The 22,299-nt window shown below is 61.1% G+C and carries 27 protein-coding genes; 17 read left to right on the top strand and 10 right to left on the bottom strand.

Features of this window, described 5'->3' with window-relative positions; genetic code table 11:
• Window positions 1-209 precede the first annotated feature (209 nt).
• Together JOZ06_RS06360 and JOZ06_RS06355 are read left to right on the top strand one after the other, a co-directional pair.
• Window positions 210-923, top strand: a complete 714-nt coding sequence (locus JOZ06_RS06360) for an SDR family oxidoreductase (protein WP_293230192.1) — start codon at window positions 210-212, stop codon at window positions 921-923.
• A gap of 16 nt (window positions 924-939) precedes the next feature.
• Window positions 940-1,164, top strand: coding sequence for a 4-oxalocrotonate tautomerase family protein (locus JOZ06_RS06355; protein WP_293230189.1), 225 nt, complete (start codon window positions 940-942; stop codon window positions 1,162-1,164).
• A 95-nt stretch (window positions 1,165-1,259) separates the two neighbouring features.
• Here JOZ06_RS06355 and JOZ06_RS06350 read toward each other — a convergent pair whose 3' ends face one another.
• A complete protein-coding gene (locus JOZ06_RS06350) occupies window positions 1,260-1,928 on the bottom strand; it encodes an NAD(P)H-dependent oxidoreductase (RefSeq protein ID WP_293230186.1) in 669 nt (222 codons plus the stop codon).
• 11 nt (window positions 1,929-1,939) lie between these two features.
• A complete protein-coding gene (locus JOZ06_RS06345; RefSeq protein WP_293230183.1) occupies window positions 1,940-2,662 on the bottom strand; it encodes an SDR family oxidoreductase in 723 nt (240 codons plus the stop codon).
• 104 nt (window positions 2,663-2,766) lie between these two features.
• Here JOZ06_RS06345 and JOZ06_RS06340 point away from each other — a divergent pair, with 104 nt between their 5' ends.
• Window positions 2,767-3,675 (top strand): LysR family transcriptional regulator, encoded by a 909-nt coding sequence (locus JOZ06_RS06340; protein ID WP_293230180.1) that lies wholly within the window; start codon window positions 2,767-2,769, stop codon window positions 3,673-3,675.
• On the opposite strand, the gene JOZ06_RS06335 is transcribed toward JOZ06_RS06340, so the two are convergent.
• On the bottom strand, window positions 3,672-4,238 hold the full coding sequence (locus tag JOZ06_RS06335) for a TetR/AcrR family transcriptional regulator (protein ID WP_293230177.1): 567 nt from the start codon (window positions 4,236-4,238) through the stop codon (window positions 3,672-3,674). The genes JOZ06_RS06340 and JOZ06_RS06335 overlap by 4 nt on opposite strands.
• A 288-nt stretch (window positions 4,239-4,526) precedes the next feature.
• On the opposite strand from JOZ06_RS06335, the gene JOZ06_RS06330 reads away from it, so the two are divergent.
• Window positions 4,527-5,876, top strand: coding sequence for an OmpP1/FadL family transporter (locus JOZ06_RS06330; protein WP_293230174.1), 1,350 nt, complete (start codon window positions 4,527-4,529; stop codon window positions 5,874-5,876).
• A 101-nt stretch (window positions 5,877-5,977) separates the two neighbouring features.
• Here JOZ06_RS06330 and JOZ06_RS06325 read toward each other — a convergent pair whose 3' ends face one another.
• The 3 genes from JOZ06_RS06325 to JOZ06_RS06315 all read right to left on the bottom strand — a co-directional run bounded on the left by JOZ06_RS06325 (window position 5,978) and on the right by JOZ06_RS06315 (window position 9,572).
• Complete coding sequence (locus JOZ06_RS06325) at window positions 5,978-6,895, bottom strand: hypothetical protein (protein ID WP_293230172.1); 918 nt, start codon at window positions 6,893-6,895, stop codon at window positions 5,978-5,980.
• Window positions 6,892-7,998 carry a type IV toxin-antitoxin system AbiEi family antitoxin gene (locus JOZ06_RS06320; RefSeq protein ID WP_293230169.1) on the bottom strand — a complete coding sequence of 369 codons (1,107 nt, stop codon included), beginning with the start codon at window positions 7,996-7,998 and terminating at the stop codon, window positions 6,892-6,894. The genes JOZ06_RS06325 and JOZ06_RS06320 overlap by 4 nt, the downstream gene beginning before the upstream one ends.
• 185 nt (window positions 7,999-8,183) lie before the next feature.
• Complete coding sequence (locus tag JOZ06_RS06315) at window positions 8,184-9,572, bottom strand: methyl-accepting chemotaxis protein (RefSeq protein ID WP_293230166.1); 1,389 nt, start codon at window positions 9,570-9,572, stop codon at window positions 8,184-8,186.
• 279 nt (window positions 9,573-9,851) lie between these two features.
• Here JOZ06_RS06315 and JOZ06_RS06310 point away from each other — a divergent pair, with 279 nt between their 5' ends.
• The 4 genes from JOZ06_RS06310 (at window position 9,852) to JOZ06_RS06295 (ending at window position 11,701) form a co-directional block, all read left to right on the top strand.
• Entirely contained in the window at window positions 9,852-10,451 is a 600-nt protein-coding gene (locus JOZ06_RS06310; protein WP_293230163.1) for a DUF2239 family protein, read from the top strand.
• Entirely contained in the window at window positions 10,448-10,900 is a 453-nt protein-coding gene (locus JOZ06_RS06305; RefSeq protein ID WP_293230160.1) for a hypothetical protein, read from the top strand. The genes JOZ06_RS06310 and JOZ06_RS06305 overlap by 4 nt, the downstream gene beginning before the upstream one ends.
• A 329-nt stretch (window positions 10,901-11,229) precedes the next feature.
• On the top strand, window positions 11,230-11,487 hold the full coding sequence (locus tag JOZ06_RS06300) for a hypothetical protein (RefSeq protein ID WP_293230157.1): 258 nt from the start codon (window positions 11,230-11,232) through the stop codon (window positions 11,485-11,487).
• 52 nt (window positions 11,488-11,539) lie between these two features.
• Window positions 11,540-11,701 (top strand): hypothetical protein, encoded by a 162-nt coding sequence (locus tag JOZ06_RS06295; protein ID WP_293230154.1) that lies wholly within the window; start codon window positions 11,540-11,542, stop codon window positions 11,699-11,701.
• A 5-nt stretch (window positions 11,702-11,706) separates the two neighbouring features.
• Here the strand turns inward: JOZ06_RS06295 and JOZ06_RS06290 are convergent, their stop codons facing one another.
• Complete coding sequence (locus JOZ06_RS06290; RefSeq protein ID WP_293230151.1) at window positions 11,707-12,615, bottom strand: LysR family transcriptional regulator; 909 nt, start codon at window positions 12,613-12,615, stop codon at window positions 11,707-11,709.
• A 96-nt stretch (window positions 12,616-12,711) separates the two neighbouring features.
• On the opposite strand from JOZ06_RS06290, the gene JOZ06_RS06285 reads away from it, so the two are divergent.
• From JOZ06_RS06285 to JOZ06_RS06265, 5 genes are all read left to right on the top strand, one after another.
• Entirely contained in the window at window positions 12,712-13,329 is a 618-nt protein-coding gene (locus JOZ06_RS06285) for a chromate transporter (RefSeq protein ID WP_293230148.1), read from the top strand.
• A complete protein-coding gene (locus tag JOZ06_RS06280; RefSeq protein WP_293230145.1) occupies window positions 13,322-13,855 on the top strand; it encodes a chromate transporter in 534 nt (177 codons plus the stop codon). Before JOZ06_RS06285 ends, JOZ06_RS06280 begins: the two co-directional genes overlap by 8 nt.
• Window positions 13,856-14,088: 233 nt before the next feature.
• Window positions 14,089-14,643, top strand: coding sequence for a hypothetical protein (locus JOZ06_RS06275; protein WP_293230143.1), 555 nt, complete (start codon window positions 14,089-14,091; stop codon window positions 14,641-14,643).
• Between the two features lie 12 nt (window positions 14,644-14,655).
• Window positions 14,656-15,639 (top strand): carbon-nitrogen hydrolase family protein, encoded by a 984-nt coding sequence (locus tag JOZ06_RS06270; RefSeq protein WP_293230140.1) that lies wholly within the window; start codon window positions 14,656-14,658, stop codon window positions 15,637-15,639.
• Window positions 15,640-15,675: 36 nt separating this feature from the next.
• Window positions 15,676-16,683: a helix-turn-helix domain-containing protein gene (locus JOZ06_RS06265; protein ID WP_293230137.1), complete on the top strand. Its 1,008-nt coding sequence runs from the start codon at window positions 15,676-15,678 to the stop codon at window positions 16,681-16,683.
• A gap of 49 nt (window positions 16,684-16,732) precedes the next feature.
• On the opposite strand, the gene arsB is transcribed toward JOZ06_RS06265, so the two are convergent.
• From arsB to JOZ06_RS06250, 3 genes are read right to left on the bottom strand one after another with little or no spacing between them, the layout of a single operon-like run.
• On the bottom strand, window positions 16,733-17,761 hold the full coding sequence (gene arsB / locus JOZ06_RS06260; protein ID WP_293230134.1) for an ACR3 family arsenite efflux transporter: 1,029 nt from the start codon (window positions 17,759-17,761) through the stop codon (window positions 16,733-16,735).
• Window positions 17,758-18,246, bottom strand: a complete 489-nt coding sequence (locus JOZ06_RS06255) for an arsenate reductase ArsC (protein ID WP_293230131.1) — start codon at window positions 18,244-18,246, stop codon at window positions 17,758-17,760. The genes arsB and JOZ06_RS06255 overlap by 4 nt, the downstream gene beginning before the upstream one ends.
• A complete protein-coding gene (locus JOZ06_RS06250; RefSeq protein ID WP_293230128.1) occupies window positions 18,243-18,584 on the bottom strand; it encodes a helix-turn-helix transcriptional regulator in 342 nt (113 codons plus the stop codon). Before JOZ06_RS06250 ends, JOZ06_RS06255 begins: the two co-directional genes overlap by 4 nt.
• A gap of 140 nt (window positions 18,585-18,724) precedes the next feature.
• Here JOZ06_RS06250 and JOZ06_RS06245 point away from each other — a divergent pair, with 140 nt between their 5' ends.
• From JOZ06_RS06245 to JOZ06_RS06230, 4 genes are all read left to right on the top strand, one after another.
• Complete coding sequence (locus tag JOZ06_RS06245) at window positions 18,725-19,906, top strand: GGDEF domain-containing protein (protein ID WP_293230125.1); 1,182 nt, start codon at window positions 18,725-18,727, stop codon at window positions 19,904-19,906.
• Window positions 19,907-20,014: 108 nt separating this feature from the next.
• A complete protein-coding gene (locus tag JOZ06_RS06240) occupies window positions 20,015-20,338 on the top strand; it encodes a hypothetical protein (RefSeq protein ID WP_293230123.1) in 324 nt (107 codons plus the stop codon).
• A gap of 67 nt (window positions 20,339-20,405) precedes the next feature.
• Window positions 20,406-20,648, top strand: coding sequence for a DUF2933 domain-containing protein (locus JOZ06_RS06235; RefSeq protein ID WP_293230120.1), 243 nt, complete (start codon window positions 20,406-20,408; stop codon window positions 20,646-20,648).
• Window positions 20,649-21,109: 461 nt separating this feature from the next.
• The coding region (locus JOZ06_RS06230) for a sensor domain-containing diguanylate cyclase (RefSeq protein WP_293230117.1) at window positions 21,110-22,299 on the top strand (1,190 nt) is incomplete at its 3' end.

Raw genomic sequence — 22,299 nt, 5'->3', positions numbered from 1 at the left:
CAAGCTTAGTCTAAATCTCCCCTGACCCAATCGGTATTATTACCTGGCGCAAAACGATCTTCCGTCTAAAGGAAGAAATGCGGGCCGCTGTTCCCTATATTCAACCGCAAAATGAAATAGTTACTGCCGATTTGCACATATTCACCTCAAAACCGTATCGAGCGAAGATGCAGTCACCCAAGCAAACAGCCAAAGTGAAAGGCATCATCATGAGCAACGAAGCAAAAGTCGCCGTCATCACCGGCGCGTCGCAAGGCATCGGCGCCGAGCTGGTTAAGGCCTACCGGCATGCCGGCTACCGCGTGGTCGCCAACTCGCGTCATATCGGCCCGGCCACCGACCTGGATATCATCCATATTCCCGGCGACATCGCCGACCCGGTCACCGCCGACCTGATCATGCGCGAAGGGGTGGACCGCTTCGGCCGCATCGACACCCTGGTCAACAACGCCGGTATCTTCACCGCCAAACCGTTCACGCAATTCACCCTGGACGACTGGAACCGCAACATCGCCACCAATCTGGCCGGTTTCTTCCACATTAGCCAGCGCGCCGTCGCGCGCATGGAACAGCAAGGCGGCGGCCATATCGTACAAATCACCACGACCCTGGTCGATCAGCCGATCAACGGCGTGCCGGCGGTGCTGGCTTCGCTGACCAAGGGCGGGCTCAACGCGGCGACCCGGTCGTTGGCGATCGAGTACGCCTCACGCCATGTGCGCGTCAACGCGGTGGCGCCTGGCGTGATCAAGACGCCGATGCATCCGCAGGAGACGCATGCGGCCTTGGCCGCGCTGCATCCGATCGGCCGCATGGGCGAGATCAGCGATATCGTCGATGCCGTGATGTTCCTGGAAAAATCGGCGTTCATTACCGGCGAAATTCTGCATGTGGACGGCGGTCAGTCGGCCGGTCATTGGTAAGCGCAAGGAGTCCATCATGCCGATCGTCAACATCATGATCACCAAGGAAGGCTGCACCCCTGGCGCGGATGCGGTCACCGCCGAAGAGAAGGCGCGTCTGATCGCGGGGGTGAGCCAATTGCTGCTGGATGTGCTGAACAAGCCCCTAGACGCGACCTTCGTCACCATCCAGGAGATCGATCCAGACAATTGGGGGTGGGGTGGACTGCCTGTCATGGCCTTCCGGCAGCAGAAGTGGTAGCCGTGACGGACATGGCATGCGGCGACACCCCCTGGAGATCCCGGCGGGTGTCGTTTTGGTGCCTGCGCAGCGCTCAAAAGGTTTGCAGACAGCCCCTAGTACTGACCGACCTCGATCGGCGCTTCCTGCTCGATGTGCCGCAGCCGTTCAGCCCAGGCGTCGAGCCAGTCTTGCCGCGCCGCCGGTTCGACGTGCGCCGGTTGCCAATGCACGGCCGGCTGCAATACCGAGAAGCCGGTGAATTGCAGCATGCCGCGATGAATCGGCCGCAAGATGGCGTCCAGGTCGCCGTTGAAGCCGCCCGGCACGTAGGCTTCCGCCGGTCCGCCCGTGGTCAGCGACAGCAGCGCGCGTTTGTCGCGGAAACGTCCGGTGTCGTAGATATGGCCGTAGCCGTAGACCCGGCCCATGGCAAACACCCGGTCCACCCAGCCTTTGAGGATGGCGGGCAGCCCAAACCACCACAGCGGGAATTGCCAGATCATCACATCGGCGGCCTCCAGCTTTTGCAGCTCGGCCTCGATGTCGAGCGCGAAGCCGTGGGTCTCGCTGGCATGGCTTTCCTCCACCTGTAGCTTCAAGAACGCCGGGTCTTTCACCGTGGTGAAGTTATGGCGGCCGGACACCGGGTTGAACCCCATGCGGTACAAGTCGCTGGTGGCGACGTGATGACCGGCCTCGTGCAGGGTCGACACCGCGGTATCGAACAATGCGCCGTTGAAGCTTTGCGGTTCGGGATGTGCGAGCACGATCAGTACATTCATCGTCAATCTCCTTAGCGGCTCATACGGGCGCCACCGTCGACGTCCAGCAAGGCGCCGGTGGTGAAGGTATTGTCCAGCAAAAAGGCCATCGCCGCCGCCACGTCGTCGGACATGCCGGTGCGGCCGACCGGCAGCCGTTGGGCGGTGGCCTCGAACAGGCCGCGCTTGGCCTCGGCGGGCAGGCCGTCGTAGGCCGGCGTATCGACCAGGCCGGGAGACACCACGTTGACGCGCAGCGGCGCCAGTTCCAGCGCGAGCGTTTGCGCCATCTGCGTGATCGCGCCGTTCACCGCGGCGAGGCCGGTGGTGCCCGGCATCGCCGTGCGCGAGGCGGCGCCGGTCAGCATCAGCACCGAGCCGTCGCGGCGCAAGATCGGCAGCATCGCTTGCAGTGCCTGCCAATAGCCGATGAGCTTGCCTTCCAGCGCGCGGCGCAGCGCGTCGGCCGGGGTTTGCGCGAACGGCCCCCAGGCCGCGTCGCTCGACGCCGCCAGCACCAGATGGTCAAGGCTGCCGAGCTGCTGTGCCGCGCGGGCCAGATCGGCGGCATCGGTGAAATCGACGCTTAAGCCTTCGGCTTGGCCGCCGAGGGTCGCCAGCGCGTCGTCCAACCGCGCGGTCGAACGGCCGCCGATGATTACCTGCGCGCCATCGGCCACTAGCCGCTGGGCCAGGGCGAGGCCCATACCGTTGCTGCCGCCAAGAATGAAAACCCGTTGTTGTGCGAGCGACATGGAGACTTTCCTTCAGACATAGGAGATGACGCCCATTCTAGGAAGCCGACAGCCATAGAAGAAATGGATTATTCTTATATAAGCTATTTGTCTGATGGATGGTTATGCAACTCTCCCGCCTGGATCTCAATCTGCTGGTGTCGCTCGACGTGCTGCTGGCCGAATGCAATGTAACGCGCGCCGCGCAGCGGCTGGGGCTGTCGCAGCCAGCGTTGTCGGCGCAATTGAAGCAGCTGCGCGACGTCTTTGGCGACCCGCTGCTGATTCCCATCGCGCGCGGCATGACGCCCACCATCCGCGCCGAGGCGCTGCGCGCGCCCTTGCGCGAGGCGATTGCCCGGCTGCAAGGGCTGGTGGCGGAGGCGAGCCCGTTCGACCCGTTGCGGGCCGATCAGGTCTTTCGCATCGTCGCCAGCGATGCCATCCACAACGCGGTCAGCACGCGCTTCGCGGCGCGCTTGGCCGAGTGGGCGCCGGCTTGCCGGGTTGCGCTACTGTCTTATGAGGGTGGCAAAACCTACGAGCAGATGGCGGCGGGGGAGATCGATCTGTGGCTGGGGTCGCGCACGTCGATTCCGCCCAATCTGCACGCCCGCCCGCTGTACGAAGAGCAATTCACCTGTGTGATGCGGCACGATCATCCGCTGGCGAGTCAGTCGGTTTTGGATATGGAATCGTTTTGCGCGGCCGGCCATGTGCTGGTGTCACCCAGCGGCAACGGTTTTTACGGCATTGTCGACGAATCGCTGTTGGCCCTGGGCCGGCGGCGGCGTGTCGCCGTGTCGTTGAGCAATTTTCTGCTGGTGCCGAGCTTGGTCGGCGCCAGCGATTTGATCGCCACCGTGCCGTCGCGTCTGGCCGATGCCTGGTCGCGGCAATTGGCGTTGCGGCCGCCACCCTGCGAAATCGGCGGCTTTACCGTGGTGATGGGCTGGCATGCGCGCGCCCACGCCGATCCGGCGCAACAATGGCTGCGCGCGCGCATCGCCGGCGTGGCCGGCCCCGGGGTTTAGCCGGCGGCGGCCAGCGCCTGCCGTATGAACTGCTGGCTGGCTTGAAGTACCTGCCGCTGCGACGCCTCGTTCGGCAGCGCCCGGGCGATCAGCACCGCGCCGACCACCTGACTCAAAAACGCCCACGCGCGTTCGTCACTGCCCAGCCGCTGACTGAGCGCCGCCGTCACTTGGCGCAGGCCATCTTCGAACACTTGCCGGGTGTCCTGGTCGGCGCGGGCGATTTCCGCGGTCAAGGCCGGCAGCACACAGCCGCTTTCGGGGTGGTGGACGTGGTCAGGGTGGAGATAGCGTGCGAGCGTGGTGGCGATCCACTCGTCGTCGCTCAGCTGCGGATCGCCGTCCCAGCGCTGCCGGCTCGCCTGGCTTTCGCTTTCGATCAACGCCTTGAGCAGCTCGGCCTTCGAGGCGAAATGGGTGTAGAAGGCACCGCTGGTGACGCCGGCAGCCTGGGTCAACGCGTCGACGCCGGTGGCGGCGAAGCCGTTTTGCTTGACCACTCTCCCGCTGGTTTGCAACAGTGCCTGGCGCCGTTCGGCGTTATGGCCGGGTTTGTATCGCATGGTTCTCCTCTGTCCACGGCTTGACAGTCCTATTCTTATAGCATAACGTTCGTTGCGACAACGATCGTTATCTTATTTGTTCTGCAATAAAATGCTGATTTGCCGCTGCTTTCGACTCTAACAAATTTCCCGCTTTTCGTGATGGATTTGGTGTTGTCGTAGGGGCCGGTTCGCCGTACAAGGCCAGAGGAGCGCCTTGCGCGGCGGGTTAGCCCCCTTGCGCGTGCACGCTGTGTCTTCCCCATAACAATGTGAAATCAAACAAAAACGCTTCGAAAGGGATTATTAATGAGAATGCACACCCTCAGCCTGTCGATCATGGCCATGGGCATCGCCGCCGTGTCGTCGCAGGCTCTGGCATCGGGATATAACTTCGGCTCGCAGAGCGTGTCGGCGCAAGGCACCGCCCACGCCAACGCCGCCGAAGCCGCGGATCCCTCCACCATTTATTACAACCCGGCGGGTTTGGGCGAGTTGGAAGGCACGCAGGTACAGTTCGGTGTGACCGACGTGCAGCCGCGGTCGACCTTGTCCAATGAACGTGTGACGTTGCCGGCTTATGCCACGCAGCCGACGGTCAGTGGCGCCAGCACCACCTACTCGTCCGGCAACAGCACCAGCAGCTATGTGCCGTCTTCCGTCGTGGCGCCGACCTTTTATCTGTCGCACGCCGTCGATTCGCGCCTGACGCTGGGTTTGGGGGTTTTCGTGCCCTACGGCGCCGAAGTGAACTATGGCACCAACTGGAACGGCGGTCAGTTCGCGCTGGAGAGCATTTCGCTTAAGACGCTGAATATCAATCCGTCGTTGGCCTACAAGCTCGATGACCATCAGACGCTGGGTTTCGGCGTCTCGGCGCAATACATGCAGGCCAAGCTCACGGAAGCGACCGACCCGGTGGCGCTGTTGGGCGTGCCGGCGGGCGAGGGCTCGGTGTCGGCCGATGGCTGGGGCTACGGCTTCAACCTGGGCTATCTGTACAAGCTCGACGACCATACCCGTTTCGGGCTGGCCTACCGTTCGGAGATCCACCACACGCTGAAGGGCGACGTTGCCTGGACCGGCGGCGCCACCGCCAATCCGGGACCGGGTTTGGTAAGCTCCAATGCCGAAACCAAGGTGACCACGCCGCAAAGCGCCAGCGCCAGCTTCTATCACGAGCTCAACAGCAAGGTGGCGGTGATGGGAACGGCGACCTGGACCGGTCACTCGTCGTTGGACCAGATTGCCATCACCTTCCCCAATACCCATGAACCGCCGTTCGTGATCCAGCAGAAATGGAAGAACGCCTGGATGTTCGCTTTGGGCGCCAACTACAAGTACAGCGATGCCTTGACCCTGCGTACCGGCGTGGCCTACGACCAGTCGCCGGCCAATGCGCAGTACATCTATCCCGGCCTGCCGGATGGCGACCGCTACATGTTGTCGCTGGGGAGCAACTATAAATTCGACGCGCACCAGTCGGTCGACTTCTCCTACAGCTATATCTGGGTGCGCAACGTCAATATGAACTACACCGACGTTTGTGCCGGCGCCGCGCTTGGGCAATGCAATAACACCAATAACGGCGAAACCATCAGCGGCAGCTACCGTACCCGGGTTCAGATGATCGGTCTGGCGTACAACTACCGCTTCTAAAAGCCAACAGGCTTGGCGTCTTGCCCACGGCAACGGCGCCAAGACGGCGGCTCAACGGCTGGGCTTGCCATTGACCTCGCCATGACGGCAAGGCAGCGTGTTTATGTGCCGGGCAAGAAGCCTTTCCCTGTCTGAGACTCAATCTGGCGCAAGAAGTAGGTGACCATCGCGCTGACATTACGTTGTTCAAGAATGCGTGAGTCCTCTTCGACAAGCCCATGAAAGTTGGCAAACTTAGCGGGACCATCCTTGAGGTAGCCTGCAATACCGTTTTCGTCACAGAAATTGGCCGCTAAGGCGTTGAGGGCCTGTTCAATCGCGGTCTGATGCTTTCCTGCCTTAAGACGGGAAGAAAAGAGGGCCACCAGCTTGTCGATTGGGCCCCAGTAACGCATGACGTGGACCAAGTCGGCGGTATCTTTGTGCTCGTGGCGCTGGTTGAAGGCAATGGCCTTAAGAACAATGAAGGTAACGGCATCTGCGAAACGGATGGTCTCTTTCACGATGCCGTCGTTGTGCGGAAGTGCGACCGTCACGGTGTGTTCTTGATACCAGTCGTGAGCAAGGCCAGCATGCAATATTTGGCATGCTGAGACGTCTTCGCCGTCGATCTCTGCCAAACGGGCGGCTTGGGACGGGTCGTCCGTGTGCTGTAAGAACTCAACCACCACCGTGCGGCCATTCAGCGGATATTCCCATTGCCACGTGCTTACAGCGCCTCCCGAGCCTGGCCGGTACCGTGTGAACCCGTTATTTTGCAGCTGACGCTTGAGCCTGTCGTATGTTCCCCTGGCTGCGAGCAACGCGATGTTGAGCACCACGTCGACGTCGGTGGTGCCGACGTGTGCAGGCACTTCAGGAGGGCGTTCTGGCGTCAAATAGCGGGGAACCAATCCCCCTATCAGCCGCAACGTACCCTTGAGTGAGCCAAAAGCTTGAAGCAAAACGACAAGAACCGTTTCACAATCATCAGTACGATCGTCGCAATAGTTGGTTGCCGTTTTATGCTTATCCGTCATGGGCTTTGTTCCATCTTGAGGACTTGGTGCCGAAATACTCTGGCCAGTTCCTTATTACGGCCATAGCCATTCAGGAGATCCAGATACTGAACGAAGGGACTGGCAAAACAAGATCCTGGGTATTCAGGTAAGGCATGCCTAAACATCATTGAGGCGCCGCTACGTTCGATGAGAATGACATTAGCCCCCTTGTCTGCCGGCGTAAGATGCAGCGCGTTGGCAAAAACCTCGGTTTGACCTTCTGGCACAATCACTTCAATACGATCGATGTGGGTCAGGTGGGGGGCGGCAATATTTGCAGCCGCAGCCCCTGTCACGACCCAGCCGGGATGCTGTGTAAGTGGCCCTGTTAGTAAATCGACAAGATTATCCGAGGGTGTATAGACGTGCCAACGCGTGATGGTATCCCGGCGTAATGGCCACGCGCTTGCCCAAGCATCAAGCAATCCAGGTGCATTGCGTAACCGCCGTCGTAAGCTAGGTCCCGATCCGGTGGTTTCGACCAAGTCCTCGCGTTCCAATTCTCTCATCGTCTGAGAAACGGTATAGGTGGAGGTTTGGGCCAGCGCAGCCAACTCTGTACCGGAAATGAAGCCCTCGCGTCCGGATGCCAGCCAATGATGGAGTAGTGCGTGGATGACTTGCTCGCGCGCGCTGCTGAACAAGGTTGAGGGTTTTCGTGATCCAGGTTTTGCTGGCAAGCGCTCGACATCCACGAGCCATGTCCGGAAGTGGAAGTACAGCGTGCCGCTAGCGTCGAAATAATTGATGCCGGCCTCTCGCAACGCGTCGCGGGAACCTGGGCTTAGCCGCTCAGCAATGACACAAGGTACGACCAGTGGGCCTTCTGCGTTTTGTTGTTGTGCGGATAGTTTATACGCGGCCATCCGGACATCGCGGGGATAGGCAGAGCGCAAGGCTTCGATAGCGATCTGAATTTCTTCGCCATCAATCAAGCGCAGCGTGAGTAGGGCATCTACCTGAGGCCGATTGATCTGTCCTTCATTTGCTGGTGCTCGCCGCGATTCGGCAAGCACCAATCCCGTTCGGTTTTCGAGATCGGTGGAAAAGCGATGTAGAAGCTGTTGCAGATGGCTGTCCATCAGCTCATGTTAGCTGCGCAGCAAATATAGGTCAAATTCCTATGTTATGGATTTTTCTAATATTAGCTGTACAGCAAATATCACAACAACACGAATTGCAAGTACTAGGACTGAAGTGTGAATGGCGCGGCCCTAAGGTGGTATCTCCCAGGGCCGCGGACCCTATTCAGTATTGATGGATGAACTCATCTAAGGATGAAGTCGAAGCGCACGTGGCCGCCGAAGACGCCGAGCAGATTGCCCGAGGTGTCGAACAGCGGCGCGGAGATGCTGAAGCCGTAGTGGCCGGTGACGCGGGACCGGAAAATATCCGACACCCACATCTTGCGTGTGCGCAACGCCTCCTTGAACCAAGGCCGCTGGCTGCAATCCTCGCCCACCATGTCCGAGCGCACGTTGGTGGCCGAGACGTCGCCAGTGATCTGCCGGCCGGACACGTCGGCCACGTAGCTGTTGTCGACTTCGGGGATGCGTCGGCACAGGTCGGCCAGCTTGCCATCCAGCTCGGCGCGGTTGAGTCCGTTCAGGCGCCATTGCTGTAGAGTGTTCTCGACTTCACTGCGCATGCGCTTATGGCCGGGGAAGCGGAACTCGCCGACTTCCGTCAGCAAGGTGTCGCACTTCTCATTGACCTGGGCGGCGCTGGCCGCCAACTGATGCGCGTCTTCCAACTGCAATTGCGTGCTGCTGACCACGTCGCCGATCTGGCTGGTGATGTCGTGCACCTTCTCGGTTTGCGCGTTGCTGGCTTCGGCGATGACGTGCACGTGTTCGATCAGCGTGGCGATATCGCGCGACGCGGCCTCGATCGATTCTCCTGCCGCGCGCGACACCTCGATGCCTTTTTTCACCTGCAGCGACATGGCGCTCATCGTGTCGCTGGAGGTGGAGACCTGCAGCTGAATGGTGTCGAGCAGTTCCTCGACGTTCTGGGTGGCCGTCATAGTCTGGTCGGCCAATTTACGCACTTCGTCGGCGACCACCGCGAAGCCGCGACCCTGTTCGCCGGCGCGGGCGGCTTCGATGGCGGCGTTGAGCGACAAGAGACGGGTGCGGTCGGCGATGTTCTTGATCAGTTCGACCACTTCGCCGATCGAGGCGGAGCTGGCTTTGAGCAAGCCCAGCTGTTCTTCCAGCGCTTGAGTGCTGCTGCCGATCGCCTGGATTTGCTGACGGCTCATCAGGTCGCTGGCGTTGGCGCTGTTGGCCGCCTCGGCGACCTGACGGGAAAACGCCGAAGCCTCGCTGGCGCTATTGGAGATCGACTGCACGGTTTCGGACAGGGTCTGGCTCGCGGCGGCGATATGTTCCGCGTTGCTTTGCTGCGCCAGCGCGCGCGCCTCCAAGGCCTTGGATAATTGAGCGAGCTGCGGGGCTTGGTGCGATAGCGTGATGGCGGAGTTGGCGATTTTGGACAACGAATCCTGAAAACGGCCCAACAGCCCTTTCATGATTTGCGCTATCCAGGCAAAGCCGCCTTTTTCATCGAGCGTCACTGTCAAATCGACGCCACTGCGCGTGGCATCGGACAGCGGTTGCAGAAACTGATTGAGTTTACGAGCTGAAACGAACATAAACGTACTCCGTAGTTATATGTTATAACCGCTTGTTTTGGTTGTGGATCTTCATGCGATGTTTCAATTCAACGGGTGCCGCAGTGTGCAAAAGAACACGAGGAGGGTCAAATAAACTGACATGTCGTTTGACTTGGCGCATTCGCTTCAAAAAAACACCAAAATTGGCAACATCGTGTTACATGGCCGGACGGAGATCCGGGTGTTAATTTATCCGGGTAATATTGACGAATTAATTTTACCCTGGTAAAAATACGGCTATCACGAAAGGATAGCCGTATGTCGAATCAAGCTTCTCAATCCGCCACCGCGTTCCAAGACCAGCGCCTGCTGTCGGCCGGACCGCTGTGCGATGTGGCGTTGGCGGTCAAGGCGGCGCTGGCGCGGGGCGCATCTGCTTCGGTGCTGGTGTTTGCCGACGAAACTGGCCGTGTCGTCGATCTGGATCTGCGCGGCGACGACGCCGAAGTGGTTGCCAGATTGTCGGTGTCTGCGCAAGCGCCCGCAGCGGCGGAAGACGACGCCGCGCCGCGGGGCCGCGGGCGGCCCAAGCTCGGTGTGGTGGCGCGCGAGGTGACTTTACTGCCGCGGCAATGGGAGTGGCTTGCCACCCAGCCCGGCGGCGCCTCGGCGGTGCTGCGGCGGCTGGTGGACGAAGCGCGGCGCAACGAAAATCCCCGGCAAAAGCGGCGCGCCGCCCAAGAAGTCGCCTATCGCGTCATGCTGGCGCTGGCCGGCGATCTGCCCGGCTATGAGGAGGCGACGCGCGCACTGTTCGCCGACGACCGCGCTCGCTTCGAGCAAAGCATGGCGGCATGGCCGCAAGACGTATGTGCCTATGCACTGCGGTTGGCGTTTCCGCATGAGGTGTCCACATGAAGCCCGCCGACAACACGCGTTACCTCGAACCGACGCAAAGCGCGGGGATGCGTTTCATGCTGCGGGGCATCGAGGGCGGCGTCACCATGTTGAATTTGCTGCGGTTTCGCGAGATCGCCGACTACTCGGCCAACCCCGAGCTTGCTCCGGCGGCGCCGATCAGCGGCGCGGAGGCGTTCGACCGCTACATCTGCCACACGCTGCCCTATCTGCGTGAAAGCGGCGGGGCGCTGACCTTGCTCGCCGTTGGCGGACCGTGGCTGATCGGCCCGGAAGATGAACGCTGGGATAAGGCGATGCTGGTGCGGCAAAGCAGCGTGGCGTCGTTTCTCGCCTTCGCCAGCCATGCCGACTATCTCGCCGGCCTGGGCCACCGCACGGCGGCCATCGAGGATTCGCGCCTGCTGCCGCTGACCGAGTTGGCGTTGCCGCCGGGTGCGCTTCTGTAAAAGAGCGCGGGCCCGGGGTTTTGACGCCACCGGGCCCGCTGACCACGCCAACTCACGCGAGTGAGATGGCTTCCTACCGACTAAGGCCGTGCCACTGTATTCGATGAAACGCGCTGGCGCCAGCTAGCGCGGTTGATGCACGCGCGAGTATGCCCGACCGATGTGTATTTTCAGATTTTCCTGACGGTCACGCTGGCTTGTCGTTTTTGCGCTTGCTGGATAAGGTGGGGGAGCGGCGCCACTGCCGCAAAGGCGCGGCCCTGGGGGAGGCACCCCCCAGGACCGCTAACCACAGCAACTCTGCAACCCTTAAGCAAGGAGAAATTGCCATGGCTGTTTGCCATCGTACTGCAACCCCTTCCCTCCGTTCAAACCGCGACCTCCAGCAACTGCCGTTGTTCGCGTTGATTTCAGAATTGTGCGCGCCGCGCGCGGGCCAAGCCGATCCCAACGTCTGCCGGTTCATCGTCGATAGCCGCTTGGCGTGGTCGGCGTTGCGTGTCGATTCTGAACGTTCATGGCTCTATCTGCCCGAGGCGGTGCGCACCAGACGGGTGGCGGGTTGCACGATTTTAACCGCCGAGTAAGGCGATAACCGGAGGCCGGGGGCTTGGCCCCCGGGGCCGGATGGATAAAGAAATGAAGCAATTTCAGGCCGATTTGCTGCAATCGGTGCGGGAAATGAAAGCGGCCCAGGCGGCGCGCGTAACGCGTATCGGTAGCGTGCGGTCGCGAAGCAACGCACGAAAACGTGCTTTGCCTGCGGCGCATGCACGCCACAAGACGGGTGGCGATGTGTAGACGGATCAGGCTTGGCTCAACTGCCGCGTGTGCGCGATGAAGCGCGACAACGCGCCGCTGTCGGCGTCGCGGTGGTAGGCCAGATACAACGGCGCGGCCAGGCCGGGCGCGCCGGTCAGCGTTTTGTAGCGCACGCCCTCCATGCGGACGTGGCGCATGGAGGCCGGCATGAGCGCGATGCCCATTTCCGCCGCGACCATGCCGAGCGTGATCAGGTTACTGCGGGTTTCGATGGCGATGCGCGGCGCGAAGCCGGCGCTGCGGCAGGTCAGGATGATCGCATCGTAAAATCCCGGCCCGCCCGGCCGATGCGTCAAGACCAGCGATTCGCCCGCCAATTCCAAGAGCCCGACCGCGGCGCGCGGCGTGCGCGCCAGTGCGTGACCGCTGGGCAACGCGGCGACCATGGGCTCGGTCAGCAGGCGTTCCAATTCCACGCAATCCGGCACGTCGGGCACGGCGCGCACAAAGGCGGCATCGAGCTTGCGCGCTTCCAACGCTTTCATCAGTGCCTCGCTGCCGCGCTCGTCGGCATGGAAGGTGACGCCCGGCTCGTTGCGACGGAACACGCGCAGCGCCTTCGGCACCAGTGGGTGCAGCGAGGCCGATTCGGTGAAGCCCACCGTCAGGTGGCCGGTTTTGCCTTCGGCGACGCGCCGGACGACGTCGATGCTTTCCGCCACTTTGTCGAGAATGTCGTAAGCCTGTGTCAGAAAAGCTTGTCCGCAGTCGGTAAGCGCCATGCCCTTGGGCAGCCGGCGGAACAATGTGACACCCAGTTCGGTTTCCAACTGGCGAATCTGCTGGCTCAACGGTGGCTGTTGGATGCCGAGACGGACCGCCGCCTTGGTGAGCAAACCTTCTTCCGCCACCGCGACGAAGTAGCGCAGCAGGCGCAGGTCGATCGAAGCCATATATATAAAATATGAAGAGTTAATTCTATATATATTATACAAATACATTGGCATCGGGTAGGCTGACCATCCATTGTTTGGCCGTTGAGCAAGACCATGAAATTGTCTTCGTCTATTTCCCCTCCACCCCGGCGCGACGACGCCACCGCCGCCATCGCCAGGCCCGGTTGCCGCGCGCTGTTTCTCGGTTTTTTGCAGTTAGGCCTGTCGGCATTCGGCGGCGCCTTGCCTTTGGCACATCGCATGCTGGTCGAGGAGCGCCGCTGGGTATCGGCCGATGAGTTCGTCGAGTTGCTGGGGCTGTGCCAGTTCTTGCCCGGCGGCAATGTCGTCAATCTGGCCGCCGCACTGGGGGCGCGATTTCGCGGCGTGCGCGGTGTGTTGAGCGCCCTGGCCGGTTTATTGGTGGTGCCGACGGCGATCTCGATCGCATTGAGCGCGGTCTACGCGCATTTCCAGAACAACCCCGTGGCGCAACGCTTGTTCGACGGCTTGGCGTGTGCGGCGGTCGGGCTGTTGATCCAGATGGCGTTCAAGCTGTGCCAGCCCGTTGCCGTCCGCCCGTTGCTCGGCGGCGTGGCGCTGATGTGCTTTATCGCTATTGCCGCTTTGCACTGGCCGCTGGTCTGGGTGTTTTTGATCATGGTGCCGCTCGGCATGGGCGCGAGTTACCTCGATCGCCGTTTCATAGGGGGCGTGCCGGAGCATGAATAGCCAATACGACCTGCTCGCGACCTTGGCGTCGCTCTTCGGCCGCTTGTCCTTGTTGTCGTTCGGCGGCGTGATCACCGTGCTGCCCGAGTTGCAACGCGAGGTGGTGGGGGTCCATCACTGGCTGACGGCGCAGCAGTTTGCCGCGTTGTATGCCTTGTGCCGGGCCGCGCCCGGGCCGAACGTGCTGTTTCTGCCGATGATCGGCTGGCGCGTGGCCGGCTTGCCCGGCTTGCTGGTCTGCGCCGTCATGACCTACGGTCCGCCCACGCTCCTGGCCGCCTTGACGCTGAAGGTCTGGCATCACTACCGCGCGCATCCCGGACGGAAACTGATCCAGTCGGGCCTGGTGCCGGTGACCGCCGGACTCGTCGCCGCCAGTGCCGCGCTGTTGACCGATAGCACGGCCGTGACCTGGCCGTTGGCGGCAATCGTCGCGCTCAGCGCGCTACTGGCGCTATCGACCCGGCTGTCGCCGCTATGGATTCTGTTGGGCGGGGCGCTGTTGGGGCTGGTGCTGCATGCGTGAGGTGGTGGGCCTGAGAACGGGCTCGAATCGGTTCATTGTTCTTTATCCTTTAGTGTGCCGATGCGTCTCCGTGGCGGTAGACGGCGGCCATCAAGAATTCGTGTCTGCCTGCGCGGTTTGATGAAGTCACTGTATGTCTGATATGCCACTAATAATGGCAAATCAGCCACTTTCGGCATGGCCGGCAAAGTTCGAAGATCATCGCTTCCAAATACTGTCGTAGGAGGGCAGCAATGCCGATGATCGATGCACTATGGCCAGAGGACGCGCTGACGCCCGAGGCGGAGGCACGCCTAGTCAAAGAGTTGACTAATATTCTGATCGAAGCGGAGGGATACGACCCGGCCAACCCGGCCGCCCAAGCCGTCACGGTTTTCCATCTCCACCGGCCCGCCGCGGTTTACATCGGCGGCGAACGGGCTGAAGTCATGCGTTACCGGATCGTTCCCTCGGTGCCGGAGGGGCAATATACCGCTGCATCGCGCCGGGCGCTGGTGCGTGCGGTGACCGAAGCGGTGGCGCGGGCCGAAAACCGGGCTTATGAAGACGTTGCCGCCCGGGTGTGGGTTTTTCCGACCGAAATCGCCGAGGGTTCCTGGGGCTCGCGCGGCGCCATTTGGGGCTTGTCCGACATCCACGCCATGCTGGCCGGCGCAGCGGAACGCCCGGCCGGAGAGGCGCGGCTTGCGCGCAGGCAGCGTGAAAAAGCGCGCATCGTTCTTGAGGCGGCGCTGGATGCCACCAAGACGGACATTCAAGCTGTGGCCGGTGGCCACGCCGACCAATAAAGGAATTTCGCAATGAAGATCGTCAAAGCCGCCGCCGTTCAAATCAGCCCGGTACTGTATAGCCGCGAGGCCACAATCGATAAAATCGCCGCCAAGATCGAAGAGCTTGGCCGCAAAGGCGTGCAGTTCGCTACTTTCCCCGAGACGGTGGTACCGTACTACCCCTATTTCTCCGCCGTTCAGACGCCCCTGCAACTGTTGGGCGGGGCCGAGTTTTTGAAATGGTTCGATCAGTGCGTGACAGTACCGTCCCCCGCGACCGACGCGCTTGGCGAAGCGGCACGCAAGGCTGGGATGGTGGTGTCCATTGGCGTCAACGAGCGCGATGGCGGCACGATCTACAATACGCAACTGCTGTTCGACGCCGATGGCTCCTTGGTGCAGCGCCGCCGCAAGATCACGCCGACCCATTACGAGCGCATGGTCTGGGGGCAGGGCGACGGCTCTGGGCTGCGTGCGGTCGATACCCAGGCCGGCCGTATCGGCCAGTTGGCCTGCTTTGAACACAACAACCCGTTGGCACGCTATGCGATGATGGCCGATGGCGAGCAGATCCATTCCGCGATGTATCCGGGCTCGGCCTTCGGCGATGGCTTTGCCATGCGCATGGAGATCAATATCCGCCAGCACGCGCTGGAATCCGGCGCCTTCGTGGTCAACGCCACCGCTTGGCTCGATGCCGAGCAGCAAGCGCAAATCATGCGCGATACCGGCTGTGCGATCGAACCGATCAGCGGCGGCTGCTTCACCACCATCGTCGCGCCGGACGGCACTTTGCTCGGCGAGCCGTTGCGCAGCGGGGAGGGGGAGGTGATCGCCGATCTCGATTTTTCGCTGATCGACCGGCGTAAGATGCTGATGGATTCCGCCGGGCACTACAACCGGCCTGAGTTGCTGAGCTTGCTGATCGACCGCACGCCCGCGGCGAATCTTCACGAGCGTGGCGGCCAAAGTACGACGGTGGCCAGTGCCATCGAGCCGGCGGCTCAGGCCTAGGCCCGAGCTTCGCCAAATCGCGATCGGACGGGGCGGATGAAGACGATTCGGATCTGGGTCTACGATGGTATCTTGGCATCCGGGGTGGCGGCCACGATCGACGTGCTCAACGCCGCCAACCACTTGAGCCAGCGGGAGGGCACGAGCCAACGTGAGCGATTGCCCAGATTGACCTGGCGGGTGGAGTCGCTCGACGGCCAAGCGGTCAAGGCGGCTTCCGGCCAGCGTATCGACGTCGACGGCAAAATCGACCCGCGTCAGCACGCCGACGCCATCTTGCTGACCGCCCCGTTCTTTTCCGATATGGACGCGTTTATCGGCCAGCGTGATCTGATCGGCGCACTCTCCACCGCGCTCAAGGCTCAGCACCAGGCGGGGGCCGTACTGGCCGCCTACTGTACCGGCAACTACCTGCTGGCCGAGGCCGGTTTTCTCGATGGCCGGCCAGCCACCACCCACTGGGCGAAAGCGGCAGATTTCGCCAGGCGCTACCCCGCCGTCGAACTGCACGCACAAGAGGTCATCACCGAACAGGACGGCATTCTTTCCGGCGGCGCGGTCACCTCCTACTTGAATCTGGCGGTACGGCTGGTGGGGTTGTTCGCCGGCGAAAAACTGGCGGCGATGACCGCCAAGGCGCTGTTGATCGATATGAACCGCGTTTCGCAGGCGTCGTATGTCTCGCTGCTCGACGACCATGGCCATGCCGACCCGCTGGTCGCCAGAGCGCAACAGCGGATGGCGGCGACGCTGCAGGAGGGATGCCGGCTGGGCGAGCTTGCCGATTATCTGGCGGTGAGCGAGCGGACCCTCAACCGCCGTTTCAAACAAGCAATAGGAATCGCACCGCTGACGTATCTGCAAAACTTGCGCATCGAGGTGGCCAAGCAGCTGCTGGAGTCGCGGCCCATTCGTTTGGAAGCCGTCAGCCTGCGCGTCGGCTATGAGGATCTCAGTACTTTCCGGCAATTGTTCCGGCTCAAAACGGGGCTGACGCCGCGAGAATATCAACAGCGCTTTGCCCGCCGCGAGGGGAGGGGGTAGCCGCGGGTAACCCGACGCCCTGATTGCCAAGCAAGCGGAGGGTGCCCGCTCATGCCGTTCTTCCCCCCTCATACCAATCGTGGCTGCGGTTGACCACGCTCACCACCAGCAGCATCACCGGCACCTCGATCAGCACGCCGACCACGGTGGCGAGCGCTGCGCCGGAGTGGAAGCCGAACAGGCTGACCGCGGTGGCGACCGCCAGCTCGAAGAAGTTGGACGCACCGATCAGACAGGAGGGGCAGGCGACATTGTGCTTTTCGCCTAGCAGGCGGTTGAGCAGGTAGGCGAGCGTGGCGTTGAAAAATACCTGAATCAGAATCGGTACCGCCAATAGTGCGATCACCAGCGGCTGGCCCAGGATGGCCTCGCCCTGGAAAGCGAATAGCAAGACTAGCGTGGCCAGCAGCGCGGCGATCGACCAGGGGCCGATCTTGGCCATGGCGGCGTCGAATGCCGCTTGGCCCTGACGCAGTAGCCGGCGGCGCCACAGCTGCGACAAGATGACCGGAATGACGATGTACAGCACTACCGAGGTCAGCAGCGTGTCCCACGGCACGTGAATGGCCGAAATGCCCAGCAGAAGACCGACCAGCGGCGCGAAGGCGAACACCATGATGGTGTCGTTGAGTGCCACTTGCGACAGCGTGAACAGTGGGTCGCCGTTGGTGAGCCGGCTCCAGACGAACACCATGGCGGTGCAGGGCGCCGCCGCCAGCAGGATCAGGCCGGCGATGTAGCTGTCGAGTTGCACGCTGGGCAGCAGCGGCGCAAACCAGTGGCGGATGAACAGCCAGCCCAACAGCGCCATCGAGAACGGCTTGACCAGCCAGTTGACGAACAACGTCACGCCGATGCCGCGCACGTGCTGGCGCACTTCTTGCAAAGCGCCGAAATCCACTTTGACCAGCATCGGGATGATCATCACCCAGATGAGCCCGCCCACCGGTAGATTGACTTGGGCGAATTGCAGGCTGCCGATCGCCTGGAACAACGCCGGCAGAAACTGGCCCAGCGCGACGCCGGCCGCGATGCACAGGCCAACCCACAGCGTGAGATAGCGCTCGAAGCGGTTCATGATTCGCCATTCTCCAACGTGCCGATACGGTCGAGCTCGGCTTGCAGGCGCGCGCGGTCGTGTCGCAGCGTGTCGAGCGGCAGCGCCAGCAACGCCTCGATGCGCGCGCGCAAAACGCGGTAGGCCAGGGTGAAGGCCGCGTCGATTTCCGTGTCGCCGCCACTGGCATGGGCCGGGTCGTCGACGCCCCAGTGCGCGCGCAGCACCGGGCCCAGATAGGCCGGACATGTTTCGCCGGCGGCGTTGGCGCAGACGGTGATGACGATATCCGGCGTGACCGGCAGGTTGTCCCACGATTTGCTGTGGTAGCCGGTGGTGGCGATGCCTTCGCGCGCCAGCAAGGCCAGCGATCGCGGGTGGACCAGGCCGGTGGGGTGGCTGCCGGTGCTCATGGCGTGCCAGCCGGCGGGCGCCAGGTGATTGAACGTGGCTTCCGCCAGAATCGAACGGCAGGAATTACCGGTGCAAAGAAACAGGACGTTCATGCGTCAGTCCCCGGGCAGCAGGATGTGGGGCGCAGGCCGGCGCATTGTTCAGGGTGGCCGCTGCAGCACTCGTCGCTGAGGTAGGCGACCAGGTCGAGCATCAACGCCAAATTGGCGCGATAGCGCACGAAGCGGCCTTCCGCCGTGGCCGACACCATGCCGGCGTGGGCGAGCGCCTTGAGATGGAACGACAACTTGTTGGGTGCGACCTGCAAGGCGGCGGCGATGTCGCCGGCCACCATGCCTTCATGGCCCATGCGTATCAGCAGGCGGTAGATGTCGAGCCGTGTCGCGGCCGACAGGCAGTCGAATAAACGAGCGGCGTTTTGCGTATCCATATTTCAACATTACAACAAATATTGAAATGAAGCGAGGACAGCAAAAGTGTCCGATACTGCAACCAGGCAGTGGGAGTAGACAAGCGCTTTGCGCCCCGGCGACTGGATGGATAACCAATTCGATGATTTTACAAGGCAAAATGCAAAAATCGGAGATTAGGCTATACCAGCACTACATTGATCAGGACCGTACCTCCGTCCGGCTCTCCGTTTTGGTGGTGGTCATTATTTATCTGGCCAATTACCACGCGAAATTGGAAGCGGCCAGCCTGATTTGGCTTTTCGTCATGCTCTCCCTGCAGCTATTGCGGCTGTGGAATCTGCGCCAATTGCACGACGCGCTGTCCCAGCCGGCGGCGTTGGCAAAACGCCTTCCGGTGCTGGATGTGGTCGCGGTGCTGGCCGCGGTGTCATGGGGCGCAATACTGTTCGTGTTCGAAGACGGCCAGGGCGATTTTCTTTATCTGTTCAATATGATTTGCCTCGCCGCGATCCTGAGCCTGTCGATCTTGTCGCATGGGCTGATCTTTCGCATCTACGTGCTTTTTTGCACCACAGTGCTGGCTATCGTGATCGCGCACGCCAATATCGTTGAGCCCTTCGGTTCGCCTCGCTATCGCTACGCCATGTCGGCCATGTCGCTGCTCTACCTGGCATTCCTGTTGGTAACGTCGTGGAAGTACGCAAAAAGAAATCGGGATTTCTTCCAGCAGCAAGTCGCCATGGAATCGTTGGTCAGCGAGCTGAAGAACATGCACGCGACGGAGAAAGTGCTGCGCGCCCGGGTCGAGCGCAAATCCGCGCGTCTTGAGCGCAAGGCGAGGCAGTTGCGCGTCATTGCCGAAACCGATGGTTTGACCAAAATCCTCAATCGCGGCGCCATCTTGCGCCGGTTGGACCAGTTCGTGCTCAATCTGACGCCGCAGGCCGGCCACTTCTGCGTCATTCTGTTCGACGTCGACAACTTCAAGAGCATCAACGACACCCAGGGCCATAACGTCGGCGATCAGGTTTTGAAGATCCTCACGGCCGAAGTCCAATCCATCTTGCGCCTCAACGATCTTTTTGGCCGCCTCGGCGGCGAGGAATTCGTCGTCTTATTGCCGGAGACCCATCTGCCGGACGCGGTGGATTGCGCCGAGCGCATCCGCGATTTTTTGGAGCACAACCCGAGAATGCGCGCGGAAACCGGCCTGAGCGTCACCCTTTCCCTGGGGTGCTGCGCCGCCGTGGCGGGAGAGAACCCGATCGACCTGTTGGGGCGGGCGGATCAGCTGATGTACCAAGCCAAGCAAATGGGTAAAAACCGGGTGGCCTACTGAGGCGCTGACGGCAGGTTTTCTATAACCCCCCAGGGGTATATTGCGCTGGATCAAACAGATACCCCCCAGGGGTTGTCAGCCGCCAAGCCGCTCGCCTACACTGCGGGCATGAAAGCATTGCGCGTTTTCTTCCTGCTCATTGCCATGCTGCTGCCCCTCCAGCCAGTTTTGGCCGGTAGCGCCATGGGCATGGTGACCCCCGCCACGGCAACCGCCACGGCGGGGACGGCGCATTGCCAAAGCCCTTCCCCTTCAGACGCGCAACATGCGCTCGGCAACGTGAGCTGTGACCAGCACTGCGTTTCGCCGATGCTGTTAACCCCTTCGCCTTTGGCCTACGCCGCGCCGTTGCGCGATTGGCAGGCCGCCGCCATGACCGAAATCGCCAACGCCACGTTGGCGCCGCCGTTCCGTCCGCCGCTCATCCTTTGACGTGTCCGATCGAGGGCGGCATCTGCCCTCGCGATATTCCCTTGTTTCGTATCGTTTGGAGAGTCAAATGAAATCGTGCTGCTCGAACGGCAACAGCCGTTGGCCGATGTTTGTTGTCATGGGTTTGCTGGCGTTCATCGCCGGATGGCTGGTGTTGGGTCATGGCCGCGGCGCCGCCTGGACGGTTTTGCCGTTGCTGTCTGGGTTGATCTGCCCGCTCATGATGGTTTTCATGATGTTTGGGATGCCCCACCGTCACGAGGCGGCCGCCAAACCGGCGGCGCCCGCGGCGGATCGCGCGTCTGAGTAACAAGGAGACTGAACATGCAATGGCTATCGCAAAATGGCGTCTGGCTGCTGCTGGCCATCGGCTTCATGCTACTGATGCACCGCGGCGGGATGGGGTGCGGCATGCGCACGCACCGCCATGGCGGGTGCTGCTAGCCGTCTACGCCGGCATCACCAAAACACGGGCCCGTGGTGTTGATCACCCCGGGCCCGTTTCACATCGTAGCGTGCGCTCGCGCAGCAGCGCACGGATCAGATACTGCGCTGGTTTTTTGCCGGCAAGCATGGGATAGGGCGGTGTGTGGCGTTTGTGCTCATGCTCGTTGGATATTTAGGGCCTGTTAACAAAAACCTTCACAAACTTTGATTAAAAATAAAGAGTTACGGCGCTCCGTCAGTGACGGTTAGCAATATCGGATCAGCGATGCGCTATCCGCTAACAAATAATAGCTCTGTCATTGTTTTTTCATTTTGCTATTTGAAATGATTAATGGGGTTTTGGAGTTTTCTTTGTCATACGAACAAATTGTCTTTGCATTGCAGCAATTGCAAAAAGAACATTTTTCAATCGCATTTGATATCCCGCCGGAAGATCCTTTTGCGGGCGTGGCGAGTGAAATTCTGAGTTTGGCCAGTCTCTATGCAAAACGCATGACACAGTGGCAGCAAATCAACGCGTTATCCACGGAAATAAGCAAAGGGGTGCTGCTGGAGGATGTGCTGAATCGCACCTATCATGCGCTGCACACGATTATTCCTTATAGCCGTCTCGGCTGCGCGATGTTCACCGACGATGAAACGGAATTACAGCTGGTGTGGGCGCGCGCGGAAAATATGGGGAATATGCGTCTCATCCAGGGCTATAAAGCATCGATCGCCCAGAGCAGCTTGCAGCAAATATTGGCTAGCGGCGAGCCGAGAATCATCAATGACCTGGTGGCGCATCTCAAAAGCCATCCTCAATCGGATGCCACGCAACGCATCGTGCAGGAAGGGATTCGATCCAGTCTGACTTGCCCATTGATCGTCGAAGGTAAACCGGTCGGATTTTTGTTTTTCTCCAGCAAACAAAAAAACACCTACCAAGACGTGCATTTGGACATGTTTAAGCGCATCGCGCTGTTGATCTCGATTTTTATCGATAAATCGCGGCTGTACCAAGATATCCACAATCTGAATCAGGCGCTGCTGTCCACGCAAGAGGACCTGCTGCAAAAGTCGATGTATGACTCGCTCACCGGGCTGTATAACCGCGGGGCGATTTTGGATTTGCTGCGCAATGCCATCCACAAGGCACAACGCTGTCAGACGCGCCTGGGCATCATGATGATCGACGTCGATTACTTCAAGAAGGTCAATGACACCTACGGCCATCAGGCCGGCGATGAAGTACTGCGCCGCGTCGCTTTGGCGATCAAATCCGCGGTGCGCGAATACGATGAACTCGGCCGTTATGGCGGTGAAGAATTCTTGCTGTTACTGGCGGATCCCACAGACGAGCTCATCGACGCCATTGCCGCCAGAATCCATGAGCAGGTCGGCGCCGCCTCGTTCGCCGAGGGCGCGGGGCCCGCGCGGCTGGCGGTCAGCATCGGCATCGCCGTGGCCGGGCCGCAGGCGCTGACCGTCGACGCCCTGATCGCGCAAGCGGACGGCGCGTTATACCGCGCCAA

It is taken from the genome of Paludibacterium sp. (assembly GCF_019232825.1).
Lineage (GTDB): Bacteria > Pseudomonadota > Gammaproteobacteria > Burkholderiales > Chromobacteriaceae > Paludibacterium.
This window is presented reverse-complemented; position numbering and strand designations above follow the sequence as displayed.